This window comes from Collinsella aerofaciens, from assembly GCF_028206995.1.
GTDB lineage: Bacteria > Actinomycetota > Coriobacteriia > Coriobacteriales > Coriobacteriaceae > Collinsella > Collinsella aerofaciens_AQ.
The window spans coordinates 48,894-64,061 of record NZ_JAQLFL010000002.1; the positions used below are offsets into that span (position 1 = coordinate 48,894).

12 protein-coding genes are annotated in these 15,168 nt (G+C 60.9%); all 12 read left to right on the plus strand.

Going from position 1 to position 15,168, the window contains the following annotated elements; translation table 11 throughout:
* The first annotated feature begins 32 nt into the window (after positions 1 to 32).
* The 12 genes from PMX60_RS02125 (at position 33) to PMX60_RS02180 (ending at position 15,165) form a co-directional block, all read left to right on the plus strand.
* Complete coding sequence (locus PMX60_RS02125; protein WP_006235830.1) at positions 33 to 485, plus strand: single-stranded DNA-binding protein; 453 nt, start codon at positions 33 to 35, stop codon at positions 483 to 485.
* A 72-nt stretch (positions 486 to 557) separates the two neighbouring features.
* Complete coding sequence (gene rpsR, locus PMX60_RS02130) at positions 558 to 824, plus strand: 30S ribosomal protein S18 (protein WP_006235829.1); 267 nt, start codon at positions 558 to 560, stop codon at positions 822 to 824.
* A gap of 15 nt (positions 825 to 839) precedes the next feature.
* Positions 840 to 1,379 carry a 50S ribosomal protein L9 gene (rplI, locus tag PMX60_RS02135; RefSeq protein ID WP_022094073.1) on the plus strand — a complete coding sequence of 180 codons (540 nt, stop codon included), beginning with the start codon at positions 840 to 842 and terminating at the stop codon, positions 1,377 to 1,379.
* A 218-nt stretch (positions 1,380 to 1,597) separates the two neighbouring features.
* Positions 1,598 to 2,995 (plus strand): replicative DNA helicase, encoded by a 1,398-nt coding sequence (gene dnaB, locus PMX60_RS02140; RefSeq protein ID WP_006235827.1) that lies wholly within the window; start codon positions 1,598 to 1,600, stop codon positions 2,993 to 2,995.
* Between the two features lie 93 nt (positions 2,996 to 3,088).
* Positions 3,089 to 4,375 carry an adenylosuccinate synthase gene (locus tag PMX60_RS02145; RefSeq protein ID WP_271746710.1) on the plus strand — a complete coding sequence of 429 codons (1,287 nt, stop codon included), beginning with the start codon at positions 3,089 to 3,091 and terminating at the stop codon, positions 4,373 to 4,375.
* A gap of 118 nt (positions 4,376 to 4,493) precedes the next feature.
* The gene (purD, locus tag PMX60_RS02150; protein WP_196026162.1) at positions 4,494 to 5,798 is read left to right on the plus strand and encodes a phosphoribosylamine--glycine ligase; all 1,305 of its coding nucleotides are present in this window, start codon (positions 4,494 to 4,496) and stop codon (positions 5,796 to 5,798) included.
* 21 nt (positions 5,799 to 5,819) lie between these two features.
* Entirely contained in the window at positions 5,820 to 6,515 is a 696-nt protein-coding gene (locus tag PMX60_RS02155; protein WP_175406092.1) for an NUDIX domain-containing protein, read from the plus strand.
* Positions 6,516 to 6,699: 184 nt separating this feature from the next.
* The gene (locus PMX60_RS02160; protein ID WP_195644887.1) at positions 6,700 to 8,472 is read left to right on the plus strand and encodes an ABC transporter ATP-binding protein; all 1,773 of its coding nucleotides are present in this window, start codon (positions 6,700 to 6,702) and stop codon (positions 8,470 to 8,472) included.
* 19 nt (positions 8,473 to 8,491) lie between these two features.
* A complete protein-coding gene (locus tag PMX60_RS02165) occupies positions 8,492 to 9,457 on the plus strand; it encodes a hypothetical protein (protein WP_006235822.1) in 966 nt (321 codons plus the stop codon).
* A 206-nt stretch (positions 9,458 to 9,663) separates the two neighbouring features.
* Entirely contained in the window at positions 9,664 to 11,103 is a 1,440-nt protein-coding gene (carA, locus tag PMX60_RS02170; RefSeq protein WP_271746711.1) for a glutamine-hydrolyzing carbamoyl-phosphate synthase small subunit, read from the plus strand.
* 1 nt (position 11,104) lies between these two features.
* The gene (gene carB, locus PMX60_RS02175; RefSeq protein ID WP_271746712.1) at positions 11,105 to 14,419 is read left to right on the plus strand and encodes a carbamoyl-phosphate synthase large subunit; all 3,315 of its coding nucleotides are present in this window, start codon (positions 11,105 to 11,107) and stop codon (positions 14,417 to 14,419) included.
* 269 nt (positions 14,420 to 14,688) lie between these two features.
* Complete coding sequence (locus tag PMX60_RS02180) at positions 14,689 to 15,165, plus strand: PTS sugar transporter subunit IIB (protein ID WP_271746714.1); 477 nt, start codon at positions 14,689 to 14,691, stop codon at positions 15,163 to 15,165.
* Positions 15,166 to 15,168 lie beyond the last annotated feature (3 nt).

The window sequence follows — 15,168 nt, forward strand, 5'->3', positions numbered from 1 at the left end:
TGGGCTTGTGCCCCAAGAGGAAGTAGTGAGTTATGAGCATCAATCGAGTGAACATCACCGGTAACCTCACCCGCGATCCCGAGCTGCGCGCCACCGCCGGCGGAACCCAGGTTCTGTCCTTTGGCGTTGCCGTGAACGATCGTCGCCGCAACGCGCAGACTGGCGAGTGGGAGGACTATCCCAACTTTGTCGACTGCACCATGTTCGGCACCCGTGCCGAGGCCGTGAGCCGTTTCCTGGCAAAGGGAAACAAGGTCGCGATCGAGGGCAAGCTGCGCTACAGCTCTTGGGAGCGCGACGGTCAGCGCAGGAGCAAGCTTGAGGTCATCGTCGATGAGATCGAGTTTATGAGCTCCCGTGGTGGCCAGGGTGGCTACGATCAGGGCGGTTACGCCCCCGCGGCTCCCGCGCCCGCAGCACGTCCTGCCGCACCGGTGGCTACGCCGCCCGCGGTCGACGTCTACGATGAGGACATCCCGTTCTAGGGGTTGTTCACCTATTTTTGAGTGAGAGGCGGCTTCGGTTCGCCGAAGTTGCCAAATGAAAGGTATTTTGACATGGCTAATGATTTTTCTGCACGTCAGCCGCGTCGTAAGTACTGCCAGTTCTGCAAGGAGAACACTGAGTTCATTGACTATAAGGACACTCAGCTTCTCCGTAAGTACATGACCGACCGTGGCAAGATCAAGCCCCGTCGCGTCACTGGCGCTTGCACGCAGCATCAGCATGACATCGCCAACGCCATCAAGCGCGCCCGCGAGATGGCTCTCCTGCCGTACACCGTCCCCGTGGTTTCCTCTCGTGGCAACCGCGACCGCGGCTAAGAAGGGAGACGCATCATGAAGGTTATTCTTCTCGATGAGATCAAGGGCAAGGGCGGCGAGGGTGACGTCGTAGAGGTCGCTCAGGGTTACGCTGAGAACTTCCTGTTCCCCAAGAAGCTCGCTGTTGCCGCCACCAAGGGCAACCTCAAGCAGCTTGACGAGCGTCGCAACAACATCGCCAAGCGCGAGGCCGTCCGTCTGGCTACCGCCAACGAGACCAAGGCTGCCTTCGAGGGCAAGACGGTCACCGTTGACGTCAAGGTCGGCGACGAGGGCATCCTCTTTGGCTCCGTTACCGCCGCTATGATCGCTGATGCCATCAAGGCTCAGCTCGGTATGGACATCGACCGCAAGCGCGTCGAGCTCGGTAAGCCCATCAAGGTTGCCGGTGCCCACACCGTTGCCATCTCGCTGTACCGCGAGATCAAGGCCGAGGTTGTCGTTCTCGTCGGCGTTACCGCCGAGGAGCTCGCTGCCGAGGCTGAGGTCGAGGAGGCCGCTGAGGTCGCCGAGGCCGAGACCGCCGAGGTCGAGACTGAGGCTGCTGCCGAGTAGCATTTGCTGCAACGCAACAATCTTGTTCTAAGAAGGGCGCTCTGGGAGACCAGGGCGCCCTTTTGTTTTTTGCGCTGAGTGAGTGTCATGGTGAACGTTGCGTCGAAGTCCTATATACAGGACCGTTTATCCGTTTGGTTCGGTGATGATTGGCGGCGCGCGGCGCGTTTTGGGATCGTGGCTGATACTATGGATGCTCGCAAGCGATATGAATGAGGATGCTCATGGCATATGACGATAGGGAGACCGGGCTGACGGTCGAGGACCGCGGCTCAAAGTTGGGTCTTCCCCAAAACCAAGATGCAGAGGCCAATGTACTGGCCGCTATGCTGCTATCGCCCGAGGTGGTCGAAGAGGCCCAGGTCGAGCTGCAGCCCGATGACTTCTACCGGCCCATTCATAAGACCATCTATACTGCGATGGTCGATATGTACAACAGCCGCATTCCCATCGACTCCATCTCGCTGATCGATTACCTGCGAAGCATCAACAAGCTCGATGCCGTGGGCGGCGAGGCGTACATTTTGGAGTTGATGGGTCAGACCCTGTCGCTCGTCAACTGGCAGCACCATGCCGCCATCGTTCGCCGCGACTCGATGCTGCGCGAGCTGATCGGCGCCACCAACGAGATCAACGCGCTGGCATATAACGCCCCCACCGACACCAAAGAGGTTGTCGAGCTGGCCGAGAGCAAGCTGCTCAAGGTTACGGCGCGCGAGGTCAAGTCGAGCTACAAGACGTTGACCGAGTTTATGGTCGAGGCCTATAACGAGGCCGAGGAAGTGTGCCAGGCCGGTGGCCAGGCTGCGGGCGTGCCCACGGGCTTTCCGTCACTCGACCGCATGCTCATGGGTTTTCGCGAGGGCCAGCTCATCATCATCGGCGCCCGTCCTGCTGTAGGTAAGACGTCGTTCGCTCTGAACCTGGCGCTCAACGCTGCCGCTGCTGGTTATACCGTCGGCTTCTTCTCGCTGGAGATGTCGGGTAAGGAAATTGCCCAGCGTCTGATTTGCGCCTATGCCATGATCTCGATCAGTGACTTCCGCATGGGTCGCATTAGCCCCGAGCAGTGGGCCAATATCAACGAGGCCACGCAGACCTTGTCCAAGCTCGATATTCTGATTGACGATACGCCCGGCACCACAGTGACCGAGATTCGCGCCAAGAGCCGCCGCATGCTCCATAACAAGGAGAAGGCAATCATCATCCTGGACTACCTGCAGCTGGTGAGTCCTCCGCCGGGACGCCGCTCCGAGAGCCGTACCGTCGAGGTTTCGGAGATGTCGCGTGGTCTGAAGATCATGGCCAAGGAGCTCAAGATTCCGCTCATCGCGCTGTCGCAGCTCTCGCGTCAGGTCGAATCCCGTACCGGCAAGCGTCCGCAGCTTTCCGACCTTCGTGAATCGGGCTCTATCGAGCAGGACGCCGATATCGTCATGTTCTTGGACCGCTCCGCCGACGAGGCCGAAGCCTCGCGCGACGATCGACCCGACGAGGGCGTTACGCGTATCGTCGTGGCCAAGAACCGTTCGGGCCCGATCGGCGACGTCGACCTGATGTTCCTGCCGGCATCCACCAAGTTCTATGAGCTTGATGGGGCACATGCCGAGGAGTAGGACAGGCGCCCGTTGCACGGGTATACTGGGAATGTTTTGTGCTTCTGCGTGCCGGCGTGGTGCGTAGACAGTCCATGAATGTAAGGAGTAAACATGCCGTCAACCGTTTTGGTCGGTGCCCAGTGGGGCGATGAGGGCAAGGGTAAGATTTGCGACCTGGTCGCCGGCGACTTCGATGCCGTCGTGCGCTACTCGGGCGGCAACAACGCCGGTCACACCATCGTCGTCAACGGCAAGAAGTACGGCCTGCACCAGGTGCCCTCCGGCATCATGTATTCTGACCACGTGTCGGTGATCGGTAACGGCTGCGTCGTCAACCCCAAGGTTGTCCTTGAGGAGATCGATATGTTCGAGGCCGGCGGCATCACCACCAAGAACCTCAAGATTAGCGGCAACGCGCATGTCATCATGCCGTACCACATCGATCTGGATGGCGCCTTTGAGCAGAAGCTCGGCAAGAAGAACATCGGTACCACCAAGCGCGGCATCGGTCCGTGCTATCAGGACAAGATGACCCGCATCGGCCTGCGCATGCAGGACATGCTGGACGAGGCACTGTTCCGCGACAAGCTGGAGACCGCTCTCGCCCGCGTGAACCCCGAGCTCGAGCTCATCTACAACCTGCCCACCTACACCGTGGACCAGATTTGCGACGAGTACCTGCCGATGGCCGAGCGCCTGCGTCCCTACATCACCGAGACGAGCCTGCTGCTCAACAACATGATCGATGAGGGCAAGGACCTGCTGTTTGAGGGCGCCCAGGCGACGCTACTCGACATCGACCACGGCACCTATCCGTACGTGACGTCTTCCAACTGCACCGCCGGCGGCGCCATCACCGGCTCCGGCGTCGGTATGAAGAACGTCAACCGCGTGCTGGGCGTCATGAAGGCCTATATCACCCGCGTCGGTTCGGGCCCCATGCCCACCGAGCTTTCCTATGAGTCCGAGGCTGGCCACACGCTGACCGAGGAGGGCTATGAGTACGGCGTGACCACTGGTCGCCGTCGTCGTTGCGGCTGGTTTGACGGCCCTATCGCCAACTATGCCTCGCGCGTCAACGGCCTCACCGACATCGCCATGACCAAGCTCGACGTGCTTTCGGCCTTCGACACCATTAAGGTGTGCGTTGCCTATGACGTCGATGGCGAGCGTTACACGAGCGTGCCCGAGCACCAGGTGCGCTTTGAGCATGCCAAGCCCATCTACGAGGAGCTTCCTGGCTGGAAGTGCGATATCACCGGCTGCCGCAGCTTTGAGGAGCTGCCGCAGGAGGCTCAGGACTACGTGGCGTTTATCGAGGATCTGGCACACACCCGCGTGACGTTCATTGGCGTTGGCGCTGGTCGCGAGCAGATTATCAACCGATTCTGGAAGTAATCGGGACTATTTGGTTATTGCGATATACCCCTTTGCAGCCCGGACGGGCGGCCGAGGGGTATATTTGCTTACAAAGGGCTCGCGCGGAGCGGGCCGTTCATCCATAGAGGAGGCACCCTTGAAGGCGGACACTCAAACCATCGACATCCTGTTGTTGGGCAGCGGCGGCCGTGAGCATGCTTTGGCAGCTAAGCTCGCGGCATCACCGCGCGCCGGCAAGCTCTACATCGCGCCGGGTAACGGCGGCACCGCGAGCTGCGGCGAGAACGTTGTTCTCGACGACTGCGATCCTGCGGCCGTGGCGGCGTTTGCGCAGAGCCACGGATGCGGACTCGTGGTAATTGGCCCCGAGGCTCCGCTCGTGGCGGGCGTGGCCGACGCCGTGCGCGCGGCGGGTATTCCCTGCTTTGGCCCGGGTGCCGAGGGCGCCCAGATGGAGGGCTCCAAGCTGTTCTCCAAGCAGCTCATGGAGCGCGCCGGTATCCCTACGGCGGCCTACGGCTCGTTTACCGACGAGGCTTCGGCTCTTGCCTACGTGCGCGAGCAGGGCGCCCCGCTGGTCGTCAAGGCCGACGGCCTTGCCGCGGGCAAGGGCGTTATCGTGGCAACCGAGCTTGCGCAGGCCGAGGAGGCCGTGCGCGAGTGTTTTGGCGGCACCTTTGGCGATGCCGGCAACACCGTGGTTATCGAGGAGATGCTCGTTGGCCCCGAGTGCTCGCTGCTGGCCTTTACCGACGGCAAGACCGTTCGCCCCATGGCCACCTCGCAGGACCACAAGCGCGCGCTCGAGGGCGACAAGGGCCCCAACACCGGTGGCATGGGCGTCTACAGCCCGGTGCCCATCGTGACTGACGAGGAGCACGCCACGATGGTGAAGGTCATGGAGCAGACCGTGGCCGAGCTCGCTGTCGAGGGTATCGACTACCGCGGCTGCCTGTACGGCGGCTTTATGCTCACGCCTGCCGGCCCCAAGGTGCTGGAGTTCAATGCCCGCTTTGGCGACCCCGAGACGCAGGTCGTGCTGCCGCGCCTTAAGAACGACCTGGTCGAGGTCATGCTGGCTTGTGCCAACTGCGAGCTCGATCAGATTGAGCTCGACTGGCGTGACGAGTGGGCCGTGGCCGTTGTCCTGACGAGCGCGGGCTATCCCGGCAGCTACGAGAAGGGCAAGGTCATCACCGGTATCGCCGATGCCGAGGCCATGGAGAACGTGACCGTGTACCACGCGGGCACCGCCGTGGTGGACGGCCAGCTCGTGACCAATGGTGGCCGCGTGCTTGCCGTGACCGCTCTGGGCGACACGTTCGAGAACGCTCGCAACCTTGCCTACGAGGCCTGCGAGAAGATTGATTTTGAGGGCAAGACCCTGCGTCACGACATCGGCCTGCGCGCGCTGCGCGGCCGCGACGCCTGGGATGCCTAAAATCCGAGAGGAATGAGACGGATGGACGAGAAGAACGAAGAGCTCGTGGACGCGCAGATCGTCGAAGAGGACAGCCGCATGTATGGGCACGCCGAGGGCGAGCCTGGTGGCGAGGTCGCTGACGAGCCGGCACTGGTGCTGGGCGACGACGACCCGCACGATGCCGAGCTGCACGAGAAGATTCTTTCGGAGGAGTGCGCCTGGAAGGGCAAGATTCTCGACGTCCACCGTCTTGAGGTTGAGCTGCCCAACGGTCACCGCAGCGCCCGCGATATCGTTCGCCATCCGGGTGCGGCGGCCGTTGTGGCACTGACCGAGAGCGGCAAGATCGTACTGGTGCGTCAGTACCGCACCGCCATCGACCGCGTGACGGTCGAGATTCCTGCCGGCAAGCTCGACCCGGGCGAGGACCCACTCGATTGCGCCAAGCGCGAACTGCATGAGGAGACGGGCTTTAAGGCTGGTCGTATTCGCTTTTTGACGTCGATTGTCACGTCCTGCGGTTTTTGCGATGAGATCATCCACATCTACTTGGCTACCAAGCTCGAGTTTGATGCGCCCAACCCCGATGATGACGAGTTTGTCAACGTGGACCTGGTGCCGCTGCACGAGCTGATCGACGCCGTGCTCGACGGCAAGATCGAAGACGCCAAGACCGTCGTAGGCGCGCTTGCCTGCGACAGCATCGCGCACCGACTAGGCGGGGCCGAGCTTTAACGAGCGGGGATGATCCCGCAGGTTTGTGTAAGTCAGCGAAAGTGCTCCATTTGAGACAAGGTGGCCTAAAAGAGGAGGGAAGCGTATGGATATACGCGACCGACGATTGAAGGCCAGATTGTCCAAATGGAGCACTTGCAGCGTCGAGACGAAACGCGGTTTGGTAAAACCGCGTAAGGTGATTATGCTGAAGAGGTTTTTGTCTTATTACAAGCCCCAGATGGGGCTTTTTGTTGCTGATACTGTTTGTGCTCTGGTGCTTGCCGCCATTGACCTGGCGTTCCCCATTATTCTGCGCAATTTGACCGGTGGGCTATTTACTCAGGGTCAGGCTGCCATTATGCAGGCGCTCGGCATGATCGCGGTGGGCTTGGTGCTGATGTATGCCGTCCGCTGCGCCTGCCGCTATTTTGTGAGCTATTGGGGTCACGTGATGGGCGCGCGTATGGAGTCCAAAATGCGCGAGGACCTGTTCGACCAGTATGAGCGCTTTAGCTTTGCATACTTCGACCGCAACAGCTCGGGCGACATGATGAGCCGCGTGGTCAACGACCTGTTCGATATCTGCGAGGCGGCGCACCACGTGCCCGAGTGGATCATCATCTGCGGCATCGAGATCATCGGCTCATTTGTGATCCTCTTTACCATTGCCCCGGTGCTGGCGCTCGCCATGGCCGTGGTGACGGCGGCGTTTGCGGTCATCATGTTTTGGCAGAACATGCGCATGCGCGAGGTCTTTAGCGACAACCGCAAAAAAATCAGCGGCATCAATGCGCAGCTGCAGGATTCGCTGGCGGGCATGCGTGTGGTCAAGAGCTTTGCCAATGAGGAGACCGAACGCTTCAAGTTCCGCGCCTCAAACAATCGCTATCTTTCGTCCAAGGAGAACATGTATCACGCCATGGGCGTCTATACCGCGACGTATGGCCTGCTCTCGGGTGTGCTCTATGTGATCGTGGTGCTGCTGGGCGGCTGGCTGGTCGCCCAGGGACAGCTGCAGGCGGTCGATATGGCGACCTTTGCACTCTATATTTCGCTGTTCTGCACGCCGCTCGAGACGCTCGTCAATTCGGCCGAAACGTATCAGAAGGCTATCGCCGGCTTTAAACGTATGGACGAGGTGCTCTCGACCGCGCCGGATATCCAGGACAAGCCGGGCGCTACGGATCTGCAGGTGACTGCCGGCGCCGTGGAGTATCACGACGTGTGCTTTAACTACGAGGATGTCGAGCTGGGCGAGGGCTATGCCGACGAGCGTCCCGTTATCGACCATATGAATCTGTCCATCAAGCCCGGGCAGACCATCGCGCTGGTTGGCCCTTCGGGCGGTGGCAAGTCCACGACCTGTTCGCTGCTGCCGCGCTTTTATGACGTGGCTGCCGGATCCATTAGCATCGACGGCCAGGACGTGCGCGATGTGACGCAGCAGAGCCTGCGCCGCGCCATCGGCCTGGTGCAGCAGGATGTCTATCTATTTGACGGTACGATTGGCGAGAACATCGCCTACGGCAAGCCGGGCGCTACGGCAGAAGAGATCGCCGAGGCCGCCCGTCGCGCCAACATCGATGCCTTTATCGAGTCGCTTCCGCAGGGCTACGACACCGTGGTGGGCGAGCGCGGCAGCCGTCTTTCGGGCGGACAGAAGCAGCGCGTTGCCATCGCGCGCGTGTTTCTCAAGAACCCCAAGATCCTGATTTTGGACGAGGCGACGAGTGCTTTGGATAACGAGAGCGAGGAGGCGGTGCAGGAGTCACTCGAAGAGCTGGCACGCGGCCGCACCACGATTATTATCGCCCACCGTCTTTCGACCATTAAGCATGCCGATGAGATTGCGACCGTTGAGCATGGTCGCGTTGTGGAGCGTGGCACGCACGAGGAGCTTCTCGCCCGTGGCGGCACCTATGCCCGTTACTATCGAATGCAGTTCGAAGGTGCGCGTGCGCACGAGCTCGACTGATTGATATGACAGGAAGTTTATGGCTGACAAGAACCCTTTGACTCCGGAAGAAGTGACGGAGTTATTCTCCGAAATCGATGCATCCGGCGTCTTGGATCCCACGCTCGCCAAAAAGCGTACCGAGCGCATGCGTGAGAAGGAGGCTGCGGCCAAGCGCGGTGACAAAGCGGCGCTAGCGCAGCTGCGCAGCGAGGACCGCGCGAGCCAGGCAAAACATATCGACCCGCTGTCCGAGGACGATCCTTCGGGCTCGCAGGTGAGCCATACCATTACGAAGACCGCGATGGCCGTGGTCATTGGTATTTTGGTGCTGATCGTGGGCATGCAGATTGGCTACGGCGTGATGCGTCGTCTGAACACCGCCAACCTGTCCGAGAGCGTTTCGGTCGATACCGTTTCGACCGCGCTCAAGGGTGGACTTGAATGGGGCAACGGCTTTACGCAGTTCCCGCTCGACTTCACCGTCGATGAAGCCGATGAACGCACGGGCACGGTCGAGGTGACGGTGTTGGACACATCGTCTGCCAACGAGCTCGAGCTGCTGTCCAACGGGCAGATTCAGGCCGCGGCGCTTGCGACCAACGCGTTGCTCAACGATAAGATCGACCGCGTGGTGTATAACGTTCACGCCTATATCGACGAGGATAGCAACATTCAGCACGATTCCTTCTTTGGCATGTTCCCCGCGCGCGGCCACCAGAGCGCCATTTTGACGTTCGTGTGGACCAAGAGCTCATCCAACGCCACGAGTATCGACTGGAAGATGCGCATCGTGAGTATGGATGACACCATCGCCGAGCGCATTCAGAAGCAGGTGAACTCGGTGTCGTCGTTGATTGAGGACCCGGTGGTGAGCCAGACCAAGATTGACGAGGAAAAAGCCGAGCGCGATCTGGAGCATCGTCTGCATGGCCGCGAGATTTTCCGTGGCGGCAAGCCCGATCGCACACCGTCCGAACTGCTGGAGCAGGACAAGAAAAAATAAGACGCCATCATCCCGCGTGAGCCACAAGCCCCGCGGGATGATTTTTCTGGGACGGGGATTAAAAAACATTATGCATAGAAAGTCATAATTATCATTTCGTAAACATTTCGATGAAATTAACGCCATGAGGCATGCTTGCGGTTACAATACCGCGAGGCCTAACTACACACCTTTAAGCCGGTCCTGTGAGACCGGGAAGGAGAATTATGGCGAACAACCATACCGCGGGCGCTGCCGCCCGCACCTTCGCGCCCAGCGAGCTTTGCCAGCGTATGCTGGCCAAAACCAGCAAGGGCACCTGCGGTCCCTGCATCCTGTATCTTGAGGATGGGACCATTTTTTATGGACGTGCATGCGGCGCCGAGGGCACCGCGACCGGCGAAGTTTGCTTCAACACCTCGCTCGAGGGCTACTTTGAGGTCATGACCGACCCGAGTTATGCCGGCCAAATCGTAACCATGACCTATCCGCAGATCGGCAACTACGGTATCGACGAGACCGACGTCCAGTCGGCCTTCCCCGGCGACGCCGTGCGCCCTGCGAGCGCTCCGGCCATGCGCGGCATGATCGTTCGCGACATGTGCGCCACGCCTTCTAACTGGCGCTCGGCCGTCAGCGTGCCGGAGTACCTGCGCGCTCACGGCATCGTCGCTATCGAGGGTGTCGACACTCGCGCCCTGGTGCGCCACCTGCGCGACAATGGTTCCAAGATGGGCATTATTTCGACCGAGATCTTCGACGTCGACGAGCTTGCCGAGCGTCTGGCCGCTGCGCCCACGCTGGTAGGCGAGAACCTGGTCAAGACCGTAAGTTGCCCCGTACCTCACGAGTTTGTGGCCGCCGACCTGCCTGCCACGCATGACTTTGCGCTTACGGCTGCCGCTCCTGCCCGTCACAAAGTGGTCGCCTACGACTGCGGTGTGAAGCGCGGCATTCTGGAGGGTCTGGTCCGCGCCGGCTGCGACCTTACCGTCGTGCCGTGGGATACGCCCGCGAGTGAGGTGCTCGACATGAATCCCGATGGCGTCTTTTTGTCCAATGGTCCCGGCGACCCCGACGCCGTGGTGGAGACCTACGAGCAGGTGCAGCAGCTGATCGGCAAGGTGCCGGTCTTTGGTATTTGTCTTGGTCACCAGATGATCAGCCTGGCCTGCGGCGCTCAGATGGAAAAGCTTAAGTTCGGTCACCGCGGTGGCAACCAGCCGGTCATGAACCTGGTAAGCCGTCGCGTGGAGATTACCGCGCAAAACCATGGCTTTGGTCTGCTGTTCCCCAGCTTGGGCAAGCTTGTCCCCGAGCTTTCCGGCGGCGAGACCGAGCATGCGGCCGATGGAGATCTGCGCGTCTGGGTGCGCCGCGGCATCGCGCCAGTCGTGATGAACGAGCGCTTCGGCCGCATTCGCCTGACGCATGTGAACCTCAACGACGGCACCGCCGAGGGCATCCAGCTACTCGACGCACCGTGCTTCTCGGTCCAGTACCACCCCGAGGCCTCGCCTGGCCCCACCGATGCCCACTATCTCTTTACCGCCTTTACGCGACTCATGGACGGCGAGGAGAACTACCTGGACATCGACACCGCGAAGGACCGCCTTGCCGGCTGGAACTTTGCTGAGCCCGAGACCGCTGAGACCGAGGAGAACTAATATGCCTAAACGTACTGACATCAAGCGCATCCTCGTCATTGGCTCGGGCCCCATTGTCATTGGCCAGGCCTGTGAGTTCGACTACTCCGGTGCCCAGGCCTGCAAGGTGCTCAAGGAGGATGGCTTTGAGGTCATCCTGGTCAACTCCAACCCGGCGACCATCATGACCGACCCGGGCTTGGCCGACCGCACCTATGTCGAGCCCATCACTGCCGAGTTTATCGAGCGCGTAATCAAGAAAGAGCGCCCGGACGCGCTGCTGCCCACGCTGGGCGGCCAGACCGGTCTGAACGCCGCCGTCGAACTGGCAAAGGACGGCACGCTCGACAAGTACGGCGTCGAGATGATCGGCTGCGACCTTGCCGCCATCGAGCGCGGCGAGGACCGCAAGCTCTTTAACGAGGCCATGGCCGAGATCGGCCTGGAGGTCGCGCGCTCGGGCTATGCCTACAGCGTGGCAGACGCCGAGGCCATCGCCGAGCGCGTGGGATATCCCTGCGTGCTGCGTCCGAGCTTTACCCTCGGCGGCGCCGGTGGTGGCATCGCGCATACTCACGAGGAGCTCGTCTCCATCGTGAGCCAGGGCCTGGAGCTCTCACCTGCCCACGAGGTGCTGGTTGAGGAGTCCATCGAGGGCTGGAAAGAGTATGAGATGGAGGTCATGCGTGACCACGCCGGCAACGGCATCATCGTGTGCTCCATCGAGAACCTCGACCCCATGGGTGTGCATACCGGCGACTCCATCACCGTGGCGCCGGCGCAAACCCTCTCCGACCTGGAGTATCAGCGCATGCGCGTGGCCTCGCTCGCCATTCTGGAGAAGATCGGCGTCGAGACCGGTGGCTCCAACGTGCAGTTTGCCGTGAACCCCAGCACCGGTCGCTTGATCGTCATCGAGATGAACCCGCGCGTGAGCCGTTCGTCCGCGCTGGCCTCCAAGGCCACGGGTTTCCCCATCGCTAAGGCCGCCGCGCGCCTGGCTGTGGGCTACACGCTCGACGAGATCGTCAACGACATTACCAAGGCAACGCCTGCCTGCTTTGAGCCCACGATTGACTACTGCGTTGTCAAGGTGCCGCGCTTTGCCTTCGAGAAGTTCAAGGGTACCGACCCCACGCTCACCACGCGCATGAAGGCCGTGGGCGAGATCATGGCGATCGGCCGCACCTTTGAGGAGGCCTTTGGCAAGGCCATGCGCTCGCTGGAGGACGGCCACCAGGGTATCTGCGCCGGTGGCAAGGAGGGTGCCGATAAGCTGAGCGACGACGAGCTCGCTCAAGCCGTGGCAACCCCGACCGAGCACCGCATCTTCTTTGTGGTCGAGGCCCTGCGTCGCGGCTGGGACATCGCCCGCATCCATGCCATCTGCGGTATCGATCCGTGGTACCTCAACCGTATCAACGACATGGTGCAGGTCCAGGAGAGCATCCGCGGCCTGCGTGTGGAGGATATCGACGCCGACGCGATGCGCCTGCTCAAGCAGTACGGCACGAGCGATGCCGAGATCGCCGCGCTGACCGGCTCGGACGAGCGCTTTGTGCGCGCCTACCGCAAGGGCCTGGGCGTGGTTCCCAGCATGAAGACGGTCGATACCTGCGCTGCGGAGTTCTCGAGCGCCACGGAGTACCACTACAAGACGTACGAGAACATCTACCGCACGAGCCCGGATGCCAAGAAGCGCGTGGCTCCCGACGAGACCACGCCGGCGGACAAGCCCAAGGCGATGATCCTGGGCGCCGGCCCCAACCGCATTGGACAGGGTATCGAGTTCGATTACTGCTGCGTGCACGCGAGCTACGCGCTGGCGGCCCGCGGCTTTGAGACCATCATGGTCAACTGCAACCCCGAGACCGTCTCGACCGACTACGACACGTCCGACCGCCTTTACTTTGAGCCGCTCACCTACGAGGACGTCATGGACGTTATCGATGTTGAGCGCCCCGACGGCGTCGTGGTGACGCTCGGCGGCCAGACCCCGCTTAAGCTGGCGCGCATGCTCGAGGAGAGCGGCGTGAACATCATGGGTACCAAGCCCGATGCCATCGACTTTGCCGAGGACCGCGAGCGCTTCGCCGCTCTGCTCGACAAACTGGGCATCATGTACCCGCCGGCGGGTCAGGCCACCTCGTTTGAGGAGGCCGAGGCCGTTGCCGCACACATTGGCTACCCGCTGCTGGTGCGTCCGAGCTACGTGCTGGGCGGCCGCGGCATGATGATCGCCTACGATGCCGAGCATCTGCGCGATTACATGGCCGAGGCTGCGCGCATTAGCCCCGACTACCCGGTGTATCTGGATCGCTTCTTGGAGGGTGCGATCGAGTCCGATGTCGACGCCCTGTGCGATGGCGAAGAGGTCTACATCGGCGGCATTCTGGAGCATATCGAGGAGGCCGGTATTCACTCCGGCGACTCTGCGACCTGCATTCCGCCGTTCAGCTTTAGCGAGAGCCTGCAGGCAAAGCTCCGCGAGACCACGCGCCGCATCGCGATGGCGCTGGGCGTACGCGGCCTGGTCAACGTGCAGTACGCCATCAAGGGCGAGACCGTCTACGTGATCGAGGCCAACCCGCGTGCCAGCCGCACCGTGCCGTTTATCTCCAAGGCCACCGGCGTGCCGCTGGCCAAGTGCGCGGCGCGTATCATGGCGGGCGATTCCATCGCCAGCCTGGGCCTGCCGAGCGACGAGCGTCAGCTGGACTGGTTCTGCATGAAGGAAGCCGTTATGCCCTGGGGTCGTTTCCCGGGCGCCGACGTTATCCTGGGTCCCGAGATGAAGTCGACGGGCGAGGTTATGGGTATCGCCAAGAGCTATCCCGAGGCATACGCCAAGACGCAGCTGGCGATTGACTACAAGCTGCCCGACCCGAGCGCCGGCAAGGTGTTCATCAGCGTGTGCGACCGCGACAAGCGTCATATCCTTTCGGTCGCTCGCATCCTGCGCTACCTGGGCTTTGATATCTGCTCCACCGAGGGTACGGCGCGCGTTCTGCGTGGAGGCAACGTGACGTGCGAGGTCGTGGAGAAGATCAGCGGCCCGCACGACGGCGAGCGTCCCAATATCGGCGACCTGATCGCCGATGGCAAGATTGCGGTAATCATCAACACACCGTACGGCCCGGGTTCGCGTGGCGACGGCTATCTGTTGCGTACCGAGGCGGTGCGCCGCGGCGTGACCTGCGTGACCGCGATGTCTGCCGCCAACACGTACGTGAGTGCTATCGAGGCCGTGCGCGAGGACCAGCAGGGCCACGGCAGTGCCAACGACATGGGCATGGACGTCATCGCCCTGCAGGACCTGCCGCAGCACACGGTTTAGGTCGAGCTGCCCGGCCGGGGCGGGAGGGGCCGAGATTTCCCCCTTTCGCTCCGGCTGCAAGCAGAGTCGCTCAGGAGGAAACTCGGCCCCTCTCGCCCCGACGCACTGTGTCTAGACGGACTGCACCTCCTGTTTTTAGAGATAAATACCATTTAGCGGTGATATTCAACCGTTCAAGATATTATGTAATGGCATATTACGTCATATGACGTAATATGCCATTAGCAGTCAAGGATGATTGTCTGTGTTCAAGTCGAGAAAGGGGCAAAATGATTAAACTGTGTCGCGTCGATAGCCGGTTAGTGCATGGGCAGACCGTGTTCTCTTGGTATCCAACGCTTGAAGCAAACGCTATTCTTGTGGTTTCAGATGAGTGCGCCGCAAGCAAAGAGCGAATTCAAGCGCTGCGAATTGCAAAACCCGCTGATGCCAAATTGGTTGTCAAAAGTGTAGAAGATTCCATCGTGGCCCTTAACGGAAGCGCGGTGGATAAATACGAGCTAATTGTTGTTGCGGGAAATGTACATGACGCCTGTGAAGTTGCGCGTGCGTGTCCAAAAATAACGTCTGTGAATTTAGGCGGCGCTCGACCGTTGGGGGATAGCGTAAAGGAGCTTGGCCCTGCTGTGCGCCTTTCCCAATCCGATATTAATGAAATTAAGAAAGCCATGGCTGATGGAATCGAGTTCGAGGTAAGGCAGGTTGCTAGCGAGAAAAAACGCATCGTAACAAGTTTTGATTTGTAGGAA